Raw genomic sequence first — 16605 nt, 5'->3', positions numbered from 1 at the left:
AGTTGTGATCGCCCTCTCCCTCGCCGAGATCGCCACCGTCATCGGCGGGCAGACGTACGACATACCGGATCCGGCCGTCCAGGTCACCGGACCCGTCGTCCGGGACTCCCGTGAGGTGGAGCCCGGCAGCCTCTTCGTCGCCTTCGTCGGCGAGCGCGTCGACGGCCACGACTACGCGGCCGACGTGGTCGCCGCGGGCGCGGTCGCCGTGCTCGCCGCGCGGCCCGTCGGCGTGCCCGCCATCGTCGTCGACGACGTCCAGGCGGCCCTCGGAGCCCTCGCCCGCCACGTGGTGAAGCGGCTCGGCGCGACCCTGGTGGCGCTGACGGGATCCGTCGGCAAGACCAGCTCCAAGGACCTCCTCGCGCAGGTGCTCCAGCGCAAGGCGCCCACGGTCTTCACGCCCGGCTCGCTCAACAACGAGATCGGCCTTCCGCTCACCGCGCTCAGCGCCACGGACGAGACGCGGTTCCTCGTCCTGGAGATGGGGGCGCGCGGAATCGGCCACATCCAGTACCTCACCGAACTCACGCCGCCGAAGATCGGCCTCGTCCTGAACGTCGGCACCGCCCACATCGGCGAGTTCGGCGGCCGCGAGCAGATCGCACAAGCGAAGGGTGAGCTGGTCGAGTCGCTGCCCGCGGACGGCGCAGCGGTCCTCAACGCCGACGACCCCCTCGTCCGCGCGATGGCTTCGCGTACGAAGGCCCGCGTCCTGCTCTTCGGAGAGGCCGACGACGCCGACGTACGCGCGGAAAATGTCCGGCTCACAGAGAACGGACAGCCTGCTTTTACGCTGCACACACCCTCCGGGTGCAGCGACGTGACCTTGCGGCTGTACGGTGAGCACCACGTGTCGAACGCGCTTGCCGCGGCCGCCGTCGCCCATGAGCTGGGCATGTCCGTGGACGAGATCGCCCTCGCGCTCTCCGAGGCGGGCACGCTGTCCCGCTGGCGGATGGAGGTCACCGAGCGCCCGGACGGCGTGACGGTCGTCAACGACGCCTACAACGCGAACCCCGAGTCCATGCGAGCGGCCCTGCGCGCGCTCGTGGCCATGGGCAAGGGGCGTCGTACGTGGGCGGTGCTCGGTCACATGGCCGAGCTCGGGGACGAGGGTCTCGCCGAACACGACGCGGTCGGACGGCTCGCTGTCCGGCTGAACGTGAGCAAGCTCGTGGCAGTCGGGGGCAGGGAAGCGTCCTGGCTCCGACTGGGCGCATACAACGAGGGTTCGTGGGGTGAGGAGTCGGTGCACGTGTCCGACGCACAGGCGGCGATCGACCTGCTGCGCAGCGAGCTGCGCCCGGGAGACGTCGTGCTGGTGAAGGCGTCCAGGTCGGTCGGTCTAGAGCGGGTCGCCACGGCGCTGCTCGACGACACCGCGGTGTCTTCTGAGGGGCAGGTCTCCGGCCGATGAGGCAGATCCTCTTCGCGGGTGTGATCGGGCTCTTCCTGACCCTGGTCGGCACCCCGCTGCTGATCAAACTGCTGGCCCGCAAGGGCTATGGCCAGTTCATCCGGGACGACGGCCCGCGCGAGCACCACAGCAAGCGCGGTACGCCGACGATGGGCGGCATCGCCTTCATCCTGGCCACGCTCATCGCGTACTTCCTCACGAAGGTCATCACCGGCACGGAGACCACGCTCTCCGGCCTCCTGGTGCTCTTCCTGATGGCGGGCATGGGCCTCGTCGGCTTCCTCGACGACTACATCAAGATCGTCAAGCAGCGCTCGCTCGGTCTGCGCGCCAAGGCGAAGATGGCCGGCCAGCTGATCGTCGGCATCGGCTTCGCCGTCCTCGCGCTGAACTGGCCGGACAACCGCAACCAGACCCCGGCCTCCACCAAGCTGTCGTTCGTCACGGACTTCGGCTGGTCGATCGGCCCGGTGCTCTTCGTGGTCTGGGCGCTGTTCATGATCCTCGCGATGTCGAACGGCGTGAACCTCACCGACGGCCTGGACGGCCTCGCCACCGGCGCCTCCGTCATGGTCTTCGGCGCCTACACCTTCATCGGTGTCTGGCAGTACCAGGAGTCCTGCGCCAACGCGGTCACGCTGACCAACCCGCAGGCCTGCTTCGAGGTGAGAGACCCGCTCGACCTCGCGGTCGTGGCCTCCGCCCTCATGGGCGCCTGCTTCGGCTTCCTGTGGTGGAACACCTCGCCCGCCAAGATCTTCATGGGTGACACCGGCTCGCTCGCCCTCGGCGGCGCGCTCGCGGGCCTCGCGATCTGCTCCCGCACGGAGCTCCTCATCGCGCTCCTCGGCGGCCTCTTCGTCCTGATCACCATGTCCGTCGTGATCCAGGTCGGCTCCTTCAAGATGACCGGCAAGCGGGTCTTCAAGATGGCGCCACTACAGCACCACTTCGAACTCAAGGGGTGGTCCGAGGTCCTTGTGGTGGTCCGCTTCTGGATCATCCAGGGCATGTGCGTGATCGTCGGCCTCGGTCTCTTCTACGCGGGATGGGCAGCCGAAAAGTGACCTCTGCGGCCGACTGGCAGGGCAAGAACATCACCGTCGCCGGTCTCGGCGTGAGCGGCATCAGTGCCGCCCGCGCCCTGGCCGGCCTCGGCGCGTCGGTGACCGTCGTGGACGGCGGCTCCGGAGCGGCGCACCAGGAGCGTGCCGCCTCTCTGGAGAGCGCGGGTGTCTCCGTACGCCTGGGCGACGCCGAGACGCTGCCCGAGGGCACCGGCCTGGTGGTCACCTCGCCGGGCTGGAAGCCGTCGTCGCCGCTGTTCGCCGCGGCCGCCGAGGCGGGCGTGGACGTCATCGGCGACGTCGAGGTCGCCTGGCGCCTGCGCGGGCCCGACGCGGCCCCCTGGCTCGCCGTCACGGGCACCAACGGCAAGACCACGACCACGCAGATGCTCGCCTCGATCCTGCACGCGGCGGGCCTGCGCACGGCCGCCGTCGGCAACATCGGCACCCCGATCGTGGACGTCGTCCTGGAGGGCGACGACGCGTACGACGTGTTCGCCGTCGAGCTCTCCTCGTACCAGCTGCACTGGGCGCCCTCGCTGCGCGCCCACTCCGCGGCCGTCCTGAACCTCGCGCCCGACCACCTCGACTGGCACGGCTCCATGGCGGCGTACGCCGCCGACAAGGGCCGTATCTACGAGGGCAATCAGGTCGCCTGCGTCTACAACGTCGCCGACCGGGCCACCGAGGACCTGGTCCGCGAGGCCGACGTCGACGAGGGCTGCCGCGCCATCGGTTTCACGCTGAACGCGCCCGCGCCCTCGCAACTGGGCGTCGTGGACGGCATCCTGGTCGACCGTGCCTTCGTGCCGGACCGCCAGAAGCAGGCCCAGGAGCTCGCCGAGATCTCCGACGTCCAGCCGCCCGCGCCGCACAACATCGCCAACGCGCTGGCCGCGGCCGCCCTCGCACGCGCCTTCGGCGTACCGGCGGGCGCCGTCCGCGAGGGCCTGCGCGCCTTCCGCCCGGACGCCCACCGCATCGAGCACGTCGCCGACGTCGAAGGCGTGGCGTACGTCGACGACTCCAAGGCCACCAACACCCACGCCGCACAGGCGTCGTTGGCGGCGTACGAGTCGATCGTCTGGATCGCCGGCGGCCTCGCCAAGGGGGCCACCTTCGACGAGCTCGTGGGCGCCGCCGCGAAGCGGTTGCGCGGTGCCGTCCTCATCGGCGCCGACCGCGAGCTGATCCGCGAAGCCCTCGCGCGACACGCGCCCGAGGTCCCGGTCGTCGACCTCGACCGCACCGACACTGGGGCGATGTCCGAGGCGGTACGGCGGGCGGCGGAGCTGGCTCGGCCGGGGGACACCGTCCTCATGGCTCCGGCCTGTGCGTCGATGGACATGTTCACCAACTACAACAAGCGTGGTGAAGCGTTCGCGGACGCCGTCCGCGGTCTCGGCTCCACGCGCGCCTGACCGGGCCCCCTGTCCCGGCGGGGCGCCGGGCACACCCTTGGGAGGGGAACGTGGCCAGGTCTTCCGTGCGGGTCGCCAAACGACCGGCTCCGGTACGCGCCAGAGGAGCCTCCCACCCTCCGGGCGTGAGCGGGCTCAAGCGGCTGCGTACCCGGGCCCGCCGGGCGTGGGACCGGCCCCTCACCGCGTACTACCTGATCTTCGGCAGCAGCCTGCTGATCACCGTGCTCGGCCTGGTGATGGTCTACTCGGCCTCGATGATCCAGGCGCTGCAGCTGAACCTGCCCGCCTCGTACTTCTTCCGCAAGCAGTTCGTGGCGGCCGTGCTCGGCACGATCCTGCTGCTCGTCGCCATGCGGATGCCCCTCAAGCTGCACCGGGCGCTCGCCTACCCGATCCTCGCGGTGACCGTCTTCCTGATGGTCCTCGTGCAGATCCCGGGGATAGGGCGCAGCGTCAACGGCAACCAGAACTGGATCTACCTGGGCGGCCCGTTCCAGCTCCAGCCCAGTGAGTTCGGCAAGCTCGCGCTGGTCCTGTGGGGCGCCGACCTGCTCGCACGCAAACACGACAAGCGGCTCCTTACCCAGTGGAAACACATGCTGGTGCCGCTCGTGCCGGTCGCCTTCATGCTGCTCGGACTCATCATGCTCGGCGGCGACATGGGTACGGCGATCATTCTCACGGCGATCCTTTTCGGACTGCTGTGGCTCGCGGGCGCACCCACCCGGCTCTTCGCCGGTGTGCTCAGCATCGCGGCCGTGCTCGGTGTGATTCTCATCAAGACCAGCCCCAACCGCATGGCCAGGCTCGCCTGCATCGGCGCCACGGATCCCGGGCCCGGCGACCAGTGCTGGCAGGCCGTGCACGGGATCTATGCCCTGGCCAGCGGCGGACTCTTCGGTTCCGGACTCGGCGCGAGTGTGGAAAAATGGGGTCAACTGCCTGAACCGCACACCGACTTCATCTTCGCCATCACGGGGGAGGAACTCGGCCTGGCAGGGACACTGTCGGTGCTCGCCCTGTTCGCGGCTCTAGGCTATGCGGGTATCCGCGTGGCCGGACGCACGGAGGACCCCTTCGTCAGGTATGCCGCGGGAGGCGTGACCACCTGGATCACGGCGCAGGCCGTGATCAATGTCGGTGCGGTGCTCGGTCTGCTGCCGATCGCCGGTGTCCCGCTCCCGCTGTTCTCCTACGGGGGTTCGGCCCTGCTGCCGACCATGTTCGCCATCGGACTCCTCATCGCCTTCGCGCGATCGGACCCCGCGGCGAAGGCGGCCCTGGCCATGCGGCAACCTCGGGTGAGATGGAACACGATGAGACGGCGCGTCAAGGCGCGTTCGTCCGGAGAGCGGTGAATTTCGGTGCATGTCGTACTCGCCGGTGGGGGGACCGCCGGCCACATCGAGCCCGCGCTCGCCCTCGCGGACGCCCTGCGGAGGCAGGACCCGACCGTGGGCATCACGGCCCTGGGCACGGAGCGTGGACTTGAGACCCGGCTCGTACCCGAGCGGGGCTACGAACTGGCGCTGATCCCCGCCGTCCCGCTGCCGCGCAAGCCCACCCCTGAGCTGATCACCGTCCCGGGGCGGCTGCGCGGCACCATCAAGGCGGCCGAGCAGATCCTGGAGCGCACCAAGGCGGACTGCGTGGTCGGCTTCGGGGGCTACGTGGCCCTGCCGGGCTACCTCGCGGCCAAGCGGACCGGGACGCCGATCGTCGTGCACGAGGCCAACGCGCGGCCCGGCCTCGCCAACAAGATCGGTTCGCGGTACGCCGCCGGGGTGGCCGTCGCCACCCCCGACAGCAAGCTGCGCAACTCCCGCTACATCGGCATCCCGTTGCGGCACACCATCGCCACGCTCGACCGGGCCCGGGTCCGCCCGGAGGCGCGCGCCGCCTTCGGTCTCGACCCCAACCTGCCGACGCTGCTGGTGTCCGGCGGCTCGCAGGGCGCCCGGCGCCTCAACGAGGTCGTCCAGCAGGCCGCTCCGGTCCTCCAGCGCGCCGGGATCCAGATCCTGCACGCGGTCGGCCCGAAGAACGAATTGCCGCAGGTGCAGCAGATGCCGGGGATGCCCCCGTACATCCCGGTACCGTACGTGGACCGGATGGACCTCGCGTACGCCGCGGCCGACATGATGCTCTGCCGCGCGGGCGCGATGACCGTGGCCGAACTCTCCGCCGTCGGGCTGCCCGCCGCGTACGTCCCGTTGCCGATCGGCAACGGCGAACAGCGGCTGAACGCCCAGCCGGTGGTCAAGGCGGGCGGCGGACTGCTCGTCGACGACGCGGAACTGACCCCCGAGTGGGTCCAGGGCAACGTCCTGCCCGTACTGGCCGATCCGCACCGGCTGTACGAGATGTCCCGCGCCGCCTCGGAGTTCGGCCGCAGGGACGCCGACGAGCTGCTCGTCGGCATGGTGTACGAGGCGATTGCGTCACGCCGCAACGCGTGAGAAGGCAGGGGACCGTGGCCGGACCGACCACCGCCGAACGGCAGCAGAAGAAGTCCGGCCCGCCCCGCCCGCCGCGCGTACGCCGCGCCAGACTGCCGCGTACGCGCACTCTGATTGTCATTCTGGTCCTCGTCGCGCTGCTCGGCGCCGGCGGCCTCTGGGTGCTCTACGGCTCGCAGTGGCTCCGGCTGGAGCGCGTGCAGACGTCGGGCACCCGGGAGCTGACGCCGGACGAGGTGCGCGAGGCGGCGGACGCGCCTCTCGGAACACCACTGATTTCGGTCGATACGGATGCTCTCGAAGACCGGCTGCGCTCGAAATTGCCCCGAATTGACTCGGTTGACGTCTCCCGGTCCTGGCCGCACGGAATCCGACTCGAAGTGACGGAACGTAAGCCGGTTCTGCTCATCGAGAAGGGTGGAAAGTTCGTCGAAGTGGACGCCGAGGGAGTGCGATTCGCCACGGTCGAGCGCGCGCCGAAGGCGGTGCCGCGCCTCGAATTGACGCTGGACCGGGAGAGCGGTGCGGCGAGCCTGCGCCGCTTCGGCACCGGCCGGCTGCTGCGCGAAGCGGTACGGGTCGCGGGTGACCTGCCCGAAGCGGTCGCCCGCGATACCCGGAACGTCAAGGTCCGCTCGTTCGACTCCATCTCGCTGGAGTTGAGCGGCGGTCGCACCGTCGACTGGGGCAGTGGCGAGAAGGGGCGCACGAAAGCCCGGACGCTCACCGCACTGATGAAAGCGGCGCCCAAGGCAGGGCACTTCGATGTGAGCGTCCCCACCGCCCCCGCATCAGCGTCGAGTTGACGCATATCGTCGCAGGCCAGCACCCTGGTTCGGCAGCGCTACGGCTGATCACATAGGGTGAAAAGAAAAACGGGAGGTTCGGCGTGTTCGTTGAACGTGCGCCACTTGTCGACTTAGTGTCCTGTTCGGAAGAGTCCAGGGAACAGACACACTGGTAACCCTAAACTTCAGCGTTAGGGTTCGGGTCGGCGTTCGGACCGTCCCATTCGGCATCAGTCGCCGCCTCGCATCGATGCGAAACGGCGACACGTAACTCGAGGCGAGAGGCCTTCGACGTGGCAGCACCGCAGAACTACCTCGCAGTCATCAAAGTCATCGGTGTCGGCGGCGGTGGTGTCAATGCCATCAACCGGATGATCGAGGTCGGTCTCAAGGGCGTCGAGTTCATCGCCATCAACACCGACGCGCAAGCCCTGTTGATGAGCGACGCCGACGTCAAGCTCGACGTCGGCCGTGAACTCACCCGCGGCCTCGGCGCCGGCGCCAATCCGGCCGTCGGCCGAAAGGCCGCAGAGGACCACCGCGAGGAGATCGAGGAGGTCCTCAAGGGGGCCGACATGGTCTTCGTCACCGCCGGCGAAGGCGGTGGCACCGGCACCGGCGGCGCACCCGTCGTCGCCAACATCGCGCGCTCGCTCGGCGCCCTCACCATCGGCGTGGTCACCCGGCCGTTCACCTTCGAGGGCCGTCGTCGCGCCAATCAGGCCGAGGACGGCATCGCGGAGCTGCGCGAAGAGGTCGACACCCTCATCGTCATCCCCAACGACCGGCTCCTGTCCATCTCGGACCGCCAGGTCTCCGTCCTCGACGCCTTCAAGTCGGCGGACCAGGTCCTGCTCTCCGGTGTCCAGGGCATCACCGACCTCATCACCACGCCCGGCCTGATCAACCTCGACTTCGCCGACGTCAAGTCGGTCATGTCCGAGGCCGGTTCGGCGCTCATGGGCATCGGCTCGGCCCGCGGCGACGACCGCGCGGTGGCCGCGGCGGAGATGGCGATCTCTTCGCCGCTCCTCGAGGCGTCCATCGACGGCGCCCGCGGCGTGCTGCTCTCCATCTCCGGCGGGTCCGACCTCGGCCTCTTCGAGATCAACGAAGCGGCCCAGCTGGTCAGCGAGGCCGCGCACCCCGAGGCCAACATCATCTTCGGCGCCGTCATCGACGACGCCCTGGGCGACGAGGTCAGGGTCACCGTCATCGCGGCGGGCTTCGACGGCGGACAGCCGCCGTCCAAGCGGGACACCGTCCTCAGCTCGGCATCCGGCTCCGCCAAGCGCGAGGAGCCGTCGGCGCCGTCCTCGGCACCGTCCCGTCCTGCGGAATCGTCCCGCCCGGCCTTCGGCGGCCTCGGCAGCGTCACGTCGCGCGACGAGCCCTCGACCCCGGAGCCGGCCGAGCCGTCCCCCGTGAACGAGGCCCCGTCCGCACCCTCGGCCCCGCCGCAGGTCCCGCCGGCCCGTCCCTACCAGGACAGCCAGGCCGAAGAGCTGGACGTGCCGGACTTCTTGAAGTGATAAGCGAGCACAGCACGACGGACGGCGCGCACTTCGCCTTCACCGACAGGTGGGGCGGGGTGAGCGCCGTTCCGTACGAAGAGCTCAACCTCGGCGGCGCGGTCGGCGACGACCCGGAGGCCGTGCGCGCCAACCGCGCCCTCGCCGCGAAGTCCCTCGACATCGACCCGGACCGGGTGGTCTGGATGCACCAGGTGCACGGCCGCGAGGTCGCGGTGGTCGACGGCCCGTGGGGCACCGACGCCGAGATCCCCGCCGTCGACGCGGTGGTGACCGCCCGCGAGGGCCTCGCGCTCGCGGTCCTCACCGCCGACTGCACGCCCGTCCTGCTCGCCGATCCGGTGGCGCGGGTGGTGGCCGCGGCACACGCGGGGCGTCCCGGCATGCTGGCGGGGGTCGTGCCCGCCGCCGTCGAGGCCATGGTGCGGCTCGGCGCGGACGCCGGCCGCATCGTCGCCCGCACCGGACCCGCGGTCTGCGGGCGCTGTTACGAAGTGCCGGAGGCGATGCGCGCCGATGTCGCCGCCGTCGAACCCACGGCGTACGCCGAGACGAGCTGGGGCACGCCCGCGGTCGACGTGACCGCCGGGGTGCACGCCCAGCTCGGGCGGCTCGGGGTGCACGACCGGGAGCAGTCGCCGGTGTGCACGCTGGAATCCGGTGACCACTTCTCGTACCGCCGCGACCGGACCACCGGTCGTCTCGCGGGCTATGTCTGGCTGGACTGATAGGGCATGACGGAGCGTAAGTCTCAACTCGCGGCAAATCTGGCGGAGGTCGAGGAGCGCATCGCCGCGGCGTGCGCGACGGCCGGGCGCAAGCGGGAGGAAGTGACCCTCATCGTGGTCACGAAGACCTATCCCGCGAGCGATGTACGGATCCTGTCCGAACTCGGCGTGCGGCACGTCGCGGAGAACCGCGACCAGGACGCGGCGCCGAAAGCGGCGGAATGTGCGGATCTTCCCCTGACGTGGCACTTTGTCGGTCAACTGCAGACCAACAAGGTCCGTTCCGTGGTCGGTTATGCCGGTCTGGTGCAGTCGGTGGATCGTCCCAAGCTCGTCACAGCTCTCTCGACGGCCGCCGCGGGCGCGGAGCGCGAGCTCGGGTGCCTCATCCAGGTGGCCCTCGACGCCGAGGAGAACGGCCGGGGCGAGCGCGGCGGCGTGGGTCCGGGCGGAATCGAAGAGTTGGCCGGCCTCGTGGCCGGGGCGCCGGGGCTGCGGCTCGATGGTCTGATGACCGTCGCGCCGCTGACCGGACCGTATGCGGGGCGGCAACAGGCGGCGTTCGAGCGGTTGATGGAATTCTCAACCCTCCTGCGCGCGGCTCATCCTGCTGCGAACATGGTGTCGGCAGGGATGAGTGCGGACCTCGAGCAGGCCGTTTCGGCCGGGGCGACACATGTGCGCGTCGGTACGGCGGTACTCGGAGTCCGACCCGGGCTCGGGTAACGTCGCCAAGAAGTCGGACCACAGCAGAAAATATGGTCATTCTCGCTGTCGGGCGGGGAGGCCTCGTGGATCGCGGGCAGTTGGTGACGACAGCCGATCCACCACAGAGCGGAGGACTCAGAGCATGGCCGGCGCGATGCGCAAGATGGCGGTCTACCTCGGCCTCGTGGAGGACGATGGGTACGACGGTCCGGGGTTCGACCCCGATGACGAGTTCGAACCCGAGCCGGAGCCCGAGCGTGACCGCAGAAGGCACGAACCGTCGCATCAGTCGCACCAGTCCCACCAGTCGCAAAGGGACGAATCGGTACGAGTGGTGCAGCCACCCGCCCAGCGTGAACCGGCACCCCATTCCGCTTCGCTAGCCGCGGAATCCGGACGTCCGGCACGAATCGCCCCCGTGGCATCCATCACACCTGAACGCCAGAGCCTGGAGAAGAACGCACCGGTGATCATGCCCAAGGTCGTGTCCGAGCGGGAGCCGTACCGCATCACCACATTGCACCCGCGGACCTACAACGAGGCCCGTACCATCGGGGAACACTTCCGCGAAGGCACTCCGGTGATCATGAATCTGACCGAGATGGACGACACGGACGCGAAGCGACTTGTCGACTTTGCCGCCGGTCTGGTCTTCGGTCTCCATGGCAGCATTGAACGAGTGACGCAGAAGGTGTTCCTGTTGTCGCCTGCTAACGTCGATGTAACGGCGGAGGACAAGGCTCGCATCGCAGAGGGCGGGTTCTTCAACCAGAGCTGAGACGCAAGTGACGCAGTAGTTGCCGTAGACGCAGTACCGAACGACGAAGCACGAGTAACAGGGGAGAGGGAACCGCGGACATGAGCGTGGTCTTGCAGGTGCTTTACATCGCGCTGATGTGCTTCCTCATCGTGCTGATCTTCCGGTTGGTCATGGACTACGTCTTCCAGTTCGCCCGCTCATGGCAACCCGGCAAGCCGATGGTGGTCGTTCTGGAGGCCACCTACACTGTCACTGATCCACCGCTCAAGCTTCTGCGGCGGTTCATCCCGCCGCTACGTCTCGGGGGCGTGGCGCTCGACCTGTCCTTCTTCGTACTGATGATCATCGTCTACATCCTGATCTCCGTCGTGAGTTGGCTGTGAACGATACGGTCTTGCCGAATGCCGACGACTACGTTGAGGTGAAGAGATGCCGTTGACCCCCGAGGACGTGCGGAACAAGCAGTTCACGACCGTCCGCCTCCGAGAAGGCTATGACGAGGACGAGGTCGATGCCTTCCTCGATGAGGTCGAAGCCGAACTGACCCGCCTGCTCCGTGAGAACGAGGACCTGCGCGCCAAGCTGGCCGCAGCCACCCGTGCCGCAGCGCAGAACCAGCAGCAGGGCGGAATGCGCAAGGGCCCCGACGGGCCCCAGGACCAGCGCGGTCCCGGCGCCCCCGTGCCTGCCGCAATATCGGGCCCGCAGCCGGTCCCGCCGCAGCAGCAGCAGCAGATGGGCGGCCCCATGGGCGGCCCGCCGCAGCTGCCCGGCGGTGCGCCGCAGCTGCCCGCAGGCCCCAGCGGGCACGGCCCGCAGGGCGGTCCGCAGGGTCAGGGCCCGATGGGTCAGGGTCCGATGGGCCAGGGTCAGATGGGCGGCCCCATGGGCGGTCCGATGGGTCAGGGCCCCATGGGTGGCCCGCAGATGCCGCAGCCCGGTCAGGGCCCCGGTGGCGACAGCGCCGCCCGTGTGCTCTCCCTCGCGCAGCAGACCGCTGACCAGGCGATCGCGGAGGCCCGTTCCGAGGCCAACAAGATCGTCGGTGAGGCCCGCTCGCGCGCCGAGGGCCTCGAGCGTGACGCCCGAGCCAAGGCCGACGCCCTGGAGCGGGATGCGCAGGAGAAGCACCGCGTCGCGATGGGCTCCCTGGAGTCCGCCCGCGCCACGCTTGAGCGCAAGGTCGAGGACCTGCGCGGCTTCGAGCGCGAGTACCGCACGCGTCTGAAGTCCTACCTGGAGTCGCAGCTGCGCCAGCTGGAGACCCAGGCCGACGACTCGCTGGCTCCGCCGCGTACTCCGGCCACCGCCTCGCTGCCGCCGTCCCCGGCGCCTTCGATGGCCCCGGCCGGTGCGGGTGCCCCGTCCTACGGCGGCGGCAACCAGTCGATGGGTGGCAACAACCAGCCCCCCGGCGGCCCGTCGTACGGCGGCCAGCAGCAGATGTCCCCGGCTATGACCCAGCCGATGGCGCCGGTGCGGCCGCAGGGCCAGCAGCCGATGCAGCAGGCCCCGTCGCCGATGCGTGGCTTCCTCATCGACGAGGACGACAACTGACGGGCGTGACCACGCCATAGGCGTCGGCAGCGTTCAGGGCCGGGCCCCCGGATTTTTCCGGGGGCCCGGCCCTTTTGTGCGTGGGTACGCAACACATCGGGTGTGGGTACACGACACACCGGGTGTGGGTACGCAACACAAAGGCCCGGTCCGCCGAGATTTCTGGCGGGCCGGGCCTTCGTACGAGCGGTTACGCCTTGCGGAGGCGGAACGTCAGCTTCAGGGAGTCGTCCGTGAACGGCTCCCCGAACGTGTCGTCCGCCTCACCCGAAGCGAACTCCGTGGCGAGGACCTCGTCGGAGATGAGCCCGGCGTGGTCGGACAGGGCCGTGACCACCTCGGCGTCCGGAGAGGTCCAGCGCAGGACGATCCGGTCCGCGACGTCCAGGCCGCTGTTCTTGCGGGCCTCCTGGATGAGCCGGATCGCGTCACGGGCCAGGCCCGCCCGGCGCAGCTCCTCGGTGATCTCCAGGTCAAGGGCGACCGTGGCACCGGACTCGGACGCCACCGACCAGCCCTCGCGCGGGGTCTCCGTGATGATGACCTCGTCCGGGGCGAGCGTCACCGTCTCGCCGTCGACCTCGACGGAGGCCGTGCCCTCGCGCAGGGCCAGGGAGAGCGCTGCCGCGTCGGCCTCGGCGACGGCCTTGGCGACCGCCTGGACCCCCTTGCCGAAGCGCTTGCCGAGGGCCCGGAAGTTCGCCTTGGCGGTCGTGTCGACCAGGGAACCGCCGACTTCGGAGAGTGTCGCCAGCGAGGAGACGTTGAGCTCCTCGGTGATCTGCGCGCGCAGCTCGGGGCCGAGCGTCTCGAAGCCGGTCGCGGCGACGAGCGCCCGGGACAGCGGCTGACGGGTCTTGACGCCCGACTCCGCGCGCGTGGCACGGCCGAGCTCGACCAGACGGCGCACGAGGGCCATCTGCTTCGAGAGCTCGGGGTCGATCGCCGGCAGGTCGGCCTCGGGCCACGACGTCAGGTGCACCGACTCCGGGGCGTCCGGGGTGACCGGCACGATCAGGTCCTGCCAGACACGCTCCGTGATGAACGGCGTCAGCGGGGCCATCAGGCGCGTCACCGTCTCGATGACCTCGTGCAGGGTGCGCAGCGCCGCCTTGTCGCCCTGCCAGAAGCGGCGGCGCGAGCGGCGGACGTACCAGTTGGAGAGGTTGTCGACGAATACCGAGAGGAGCTTGCCCGCGCGCTGGGTGTCGTAGCTCTCCAGGGCCTGGGTGACCTGGTCGGTCAGCGCGTGCAGCTCGCTGAGCAGCCAGCGGTCCAGGAGCGGGCGGTCGGCGGGCGCCGGGTCGGCGTCACTGGGTGCCCACTGTGTGGTGCGGGCGTACAGCGCCTGGAAGGCGACCGTGTTCCAGTACGTGAGGAGCGTCTTGCGGACGACTTCCTGGATGGTGCCGTGGCCCACGCGCCGGGCCGCCCAGGGGGAGCCGCCGGCCGCCATGAACCAGCGCACCGCGTCGGCGCCGTGCTGGTCCATGAGCGGGATGGGCTGGAGGATGTTGCCCAGGTGCTTGGACATCTTGCGGCCGTCCTCGGCGAGGATGTGGCCGAGACAGACCACGTTCTCGTACGACGACTTGTCGAAGACGAGGGTGCCCACCGCCATCAGCGTGTAGAACCAGCCGCGCGTCTGGTCGATGGCCTCCGAGATGAACTGCGCCGGATACCGGCTCTCGAAGAGCTCCTTGTTCTTGTACGGGTAGCCCCACTGCGCGAACGGCATCGAGCCCGAGTCGTACCAGGCGTCGATGACCTCCGGCACGCGCGTGGCCGTCGATCCGCAGCCCTCCTGCGGGCAGGTGAAGGTGATCTCGTCGATGAACGGGCGGTGCGGGTCGAGGTCCGACTGGTCCGTGCCGGTCAGGTCGGAGAGCTCGGCACGCGAGCCGACGCAGGTGAGGTGGTCCTCCTCGCAGCGCCAGATGGGCAGCGGGGTGCCCCAGTAGCGGTTGCGGGACAGCGCCCAGTCGACGTTGTTGGTCAGCCAGTCGCCGAAGCGGCCGTGCTTGACCGAGTCCGGGAACCAGTTGGTCTTCTCGTTCTCCTGGAGGAGGCGGTCCTTGATGGCCGTGGTGCGGATGTACCAGGAGGGCTGCGCGTAGTACAGGAGCGCCGTGTGGCAGCGCCAGCAGTGCGGGTAGCTGTGCTCGTACGCGATGTGCCGGAAGAGCAGGCCCCGGTCGTCGAGGTCCTTGGTGAGCGTCTCGTCGGCCTTCTTGAAGAAGACACCGCCCACGAGCGGGACGTCCTCCTCGAAGGTGCCGTCGGGACGCACCGGGTTCACGACCGGAAGGCCGTACGAGCGGCAGACCTTGAGGTCGTCCTCACCGAAGGCGGGGGACTGGTGGACGAGACCGGTGCCGTCCTCGGTGGTGACGTAGTCGGCGTTGACGACGTAGTGCGCGGGCTCCGGGAACTCGACGAGCTCGAAGGGGCGCTGGTAGTTCCAGCGCTCCATCTCGGCGCCGGTGAAGGTCTCGCCGGTGGTCTCCCAGCCCTCGCCGAGCGCCTTCTCGACGAGCGGCTGGGCGACGACCAGCTTCTCCGTGCCGTTCGTCGCGACGACGTACGTGACGTCGGGGTGCGCGGCGACGGCGGTGTTGGAGACGAGGGTCCAGGGGGTCGTAGTCCAGACGAGGAGTGATGCCTGGCCCGCGAGGGGACCGGAGGTGAGCGGGAAACGGACGTAGACGGACGGGTCGACGACCGTCTCGTAGCCCTGGGCCAGCTCGTGGTCGGACAGGCCCGTGCCGCAGCGCGGGCACCAGGGGGCGACGCGGTGGTCCTGGACGAGGAGGTCCTTGTTGAAGATCTCCTTCAGGGACCACCAGACCGAATCGACGTACTCCGGGTTCATCGTCCGGTACGCGTCGTCGAGGTCGACCCAGTAGCCCATGCGGGTCGTGAGGTCGGCGAAGGCGTCGGTGTGCCGGGTCACGGACTCGCGGCACTTGGCGTTGAACTCGGCGATGCCGTACGCCTCGATGTCCTTCTTGCCGTTGAACCCGAGCTCCTTCTCGACCGCGAGCTCGACCGGGAGGCCGTGGCAGTCCCAGCCGGCCTTGCGGGCGACGTGGTAGCCCCGCATGGTGCGGAAGCGCGGGAAGACGTCCTTGAAGACGCGGGCCTCGATGTGGTGGGCGCCCGGCATGCCGTTGGCGGTCGGCGGGCCCTCGTAGAACACCCACTCGGGGCGGCCCTCGGACTGATCGAGGCTCTTGGCGAAGATCTTCTGCTCGCGCCAGAAATCGAGCACGGCGTGCTCGAGGGCGGGCAGGTCGACCTGGGCGGGCACCTGGCGGTACTGCGGCGGCGTCATCAACGAGCTCCTCCAACGGATGTGCTGCCTTCCGTCGGAGGGACGAGAGCCGTGTGCGCCTGGTGCGGCGCGCTCCCGCGGTACCACCCTCCTTGGCCCTCCGGAACGGGTTTCGTGCCGGTGAGCCCCCTCATTGGGGTCGCGAAACCGGTTCTACCGGCCGCAGCCCGAGGGCTTCGGCTTTCTTCCGGCGGCTCCGGGGTGATCTTCACGTCGCGCTGGCCCCCGGGCTCACACCGTCCCCGGGTCGCTCATGGCCGCGTACGCCGCTACTCGTCCCCATCCACGCTTCTCGCTGGCGCCCAGTGTACGGGGCCGGGGCGGGCGGGGCCGACCGGTTATGGGCGCGGTGGGGCGGGGGCCGCTCAGGCGTGCCGGGGGGCCTCGTCCTTGAGGGATTCACGGACCGTCCTCCGCAGCTCGGGGCTGTCGGTGTGGCCGTGCACGGACATGGCGTGCTCACTGGCGGCGCGGACCACTTCTTCCTCTTCGCCGGAGATGGCGAGGGTGCAGTTGGTCTCGCTCGGGAATTCTCTGCAGTCGGCTGTCTTGCGCATGGCGCACCTTCTTACTCGTGTCTTATTTTATGCCTCCGATCCGGCCCATGGGCGGGCTCGCGTCCGCGCCCGTCGAGACGGTGGCACTGACCCGAATGGCGACATGGCCGCCGCCCGGTTCCGGGGCCGGCGTACCGGTCGGATTACCCGGCAGGGAGTTGGGCACAACGCATGCAGACTCGCCGCGCGGTACCCGCGGGGCGGGTGGATCGGGCGGCGTGCCCCGTTGCCGCGGGCCTGGAGTCGATTTATCGTCCCAGCACGATTCGCG

General features: G+C 69.6%; 14 protein-coding genes. 12 read left to right on the top strand and 2 right to left on the bottom strand.

What is annotated here, in order from left to right:
- Positions 1-4: 4 nt before the first annotated feature.
- The 12 genes from murF (at position 5) to ABZ953_RS29595 (ending at position 12443) form a co-directional block, all read left to right on the top strand.
- Positions 5-1420: a UDP-N-acetylmuramoyl-tripeptide--D-alanyl-D-alanine ligase gene (murF, locus tag ABZ953_RS29650; protein WP_361729985.1), complete on the top strand. Its 1416-nt coding sequence runs from the start codon at positions 5-7 to the stop codon at positions 1418-1420.
- Positions 1417-2487, top strand: a complete 1071-nt coding sequence (mraY, locus tag ABZ953_RS29645) for a phospho-N-acetylmuramoyl-pentapeptide-transferase (RefSeq protein WP_361729982.1) — start codon at positions 1417-1419, stop codon at positions 2485-2487. The genes murF and mraY overlap by 4 nt, the downstream gene beginning before the upstream one ends.
- Complete coding sequence (murD, locus tag ABZ953_RS29640) at positions 2469-3908, top strand: UDP-N-acetylmuramoyl-L-alanine--D-glutamate ligase (protein ID WP_361729979.1); 1440 nt, start codon at positions 2469-2471, stop codon at positions 3906-3908. Before mraY ends, murD begins: the two co-directional genes overlap by 19 nt.
- Before the next feature lie 50 nt (positions 3909-3958).
- Positions 3959-5269 carry a putative lipid II flippase FtsW gene (gene ftsW / locus ABZ953_RS29635; protein WP_361729976.1) on the top strand — a complete coding sequence of 437 codons (1311 nt, stop codon included), beginning with the start codon at positions 3959-3961 and terminating at the stop codon, positions 5267-5269.
- Positions 5270-5275: 6 nt separating this feature from the next.
- Complete coding sequence (gene murG / locus ABZ953_RS29630) at positions 5276-6370, top strand: undecaprenyldiphospho-muramoylpentapeptide beta-N-acetylglucosaminyltransferase (protein ID WP_361729973.1); 1095 nt, start codon at positions 5276-5278, stop codon at positions 6368-6370.
- Positions 6371-6384: 14 nt separating this feature from the next.
- Positions 6385-7176 carry an FtsQ-type POTRA domain-containing protein gene (locus tag ABZ953_RS29625; RefSeq protein WP_361729970.1) on the top strand — a complete coding sequence of 264 codons (792 nt, stop codon included), beginning with the start codon at positions 6385-6387 and terminating at the stop codon, positions 7174-7176.
- 275 nt (positions 7177-7451) lie between these two features.
- Positions 7452-8690 carry a cell division protein FtsZ gene (ftsZ, locus tag ABZ953_RS29620; RefSeq protein ID WP_361729967.1) on the top strand — a complete coding sequence of 413 codons (1239 nt, stop codon included), beginning with the start codon at positions 7452-7454 and terminating at the stop codon, positions 8688-8690.
- Positions 8687-9418, top strand: coding sequence for a peptidoglycan editing factor PgeF (gene pgeF, locus ABZ953_RS29615; protein ID WP_361729965.1), 732 nt, complete (start codon positions 8687-8689; stop codon positions 9416-9418). The genes ftsZ and pgeF overlap by 4 nt, the downstream gene beginning before the upstream one ends.
- A 6-nt stretch (positions 9419-9424) precedes the next feature.
- Positions 9425-10144 (top strand): YggS family pyridoxal phosphate-dependent enzyme, encoded by a 720-nt coding sequence (locus ABZ953_RS29610; RefSeq protein ID WP_361729962.1) that lies wholly within the window; start codon positions 9425-9427, stop codon positions 10142-10144.
- 124 nt (positions 10145-10268) lie between these two features.
- Positions 10269-10904, top strand: a complete 636-nt coding sequence (gene sepF, locus ABZ953_RS29605) for a cell division protein SepF (RefSeq protein WP_361729959.1) — start codon at positions 10269-10271, stop codon at positions 10902-10904.
- Between the two features lie 80 nt (positions 10905-10984).
- Entirely contained in the window at positions 10985-11269 is a 285-nt protein-coding gene (locus ABZ953_RS29600; RefSeq protein ID WP_361729957.1) for a YggT family protein, read from the top strand.
- 46 nt (positions 11270-11315) lie between these two features.
- Positions 11316-12443: a DivIVA domain-containing protein gene (locus tag ABZ953_RS29595; protein WP_361729954.1), complete on the top strand. Its 1128-nt coding sequence runs from the start codon at positions 11316-11318 to the stop codon at positions 12441-12443.
- A gap of 190 nt (positions 12444-12633) precedes the next feature.
- Here the strand turns inward: ABZ953_RS29595 and ileS are convergent, their stop codons facing one another.
- Both ileS and ABZ953_RS29585 read right to left on the bottom strand, forming a co-directional pair.
- Positions 12634-15777, bottom strand: a complete 3144-nt coding sequence (gene ileS, locus ABZ953_RS29590) for an isoleucine--tRNA ligase (protein WP_361729951.1) — start codon at positions 15775-15777, stop codon at positions 12634-12636.
- Between the two features lie 365 nt (positions 15778-16142).
- On the bottom strand, positions 16143-16334 hold the full coding sequence (locus ABZ953_RS29585) for a DUF1059 domain-containing protein (protein WP_361729948.1): 192 nt from the start codon (positions 16332-16334) through the stop codon (positions 16143-16145).
- Between the last annotated feature and the right edge of the window lie 271 nt (positions 16335-16605).

It is taken from the genome of Streptomyces sp. NPDC046465, from assembly GCF_040646035.1.
Lineage (GTDB): Bacteria > Actinomycetota > Actinomycetes > Streptomycetales > Streptomycetaceae > Streptomyces.
Note: the sequence above shows the minus strand (reverse complement) of the source record. Positions and strands in the feature narration are given on the sequence as shown.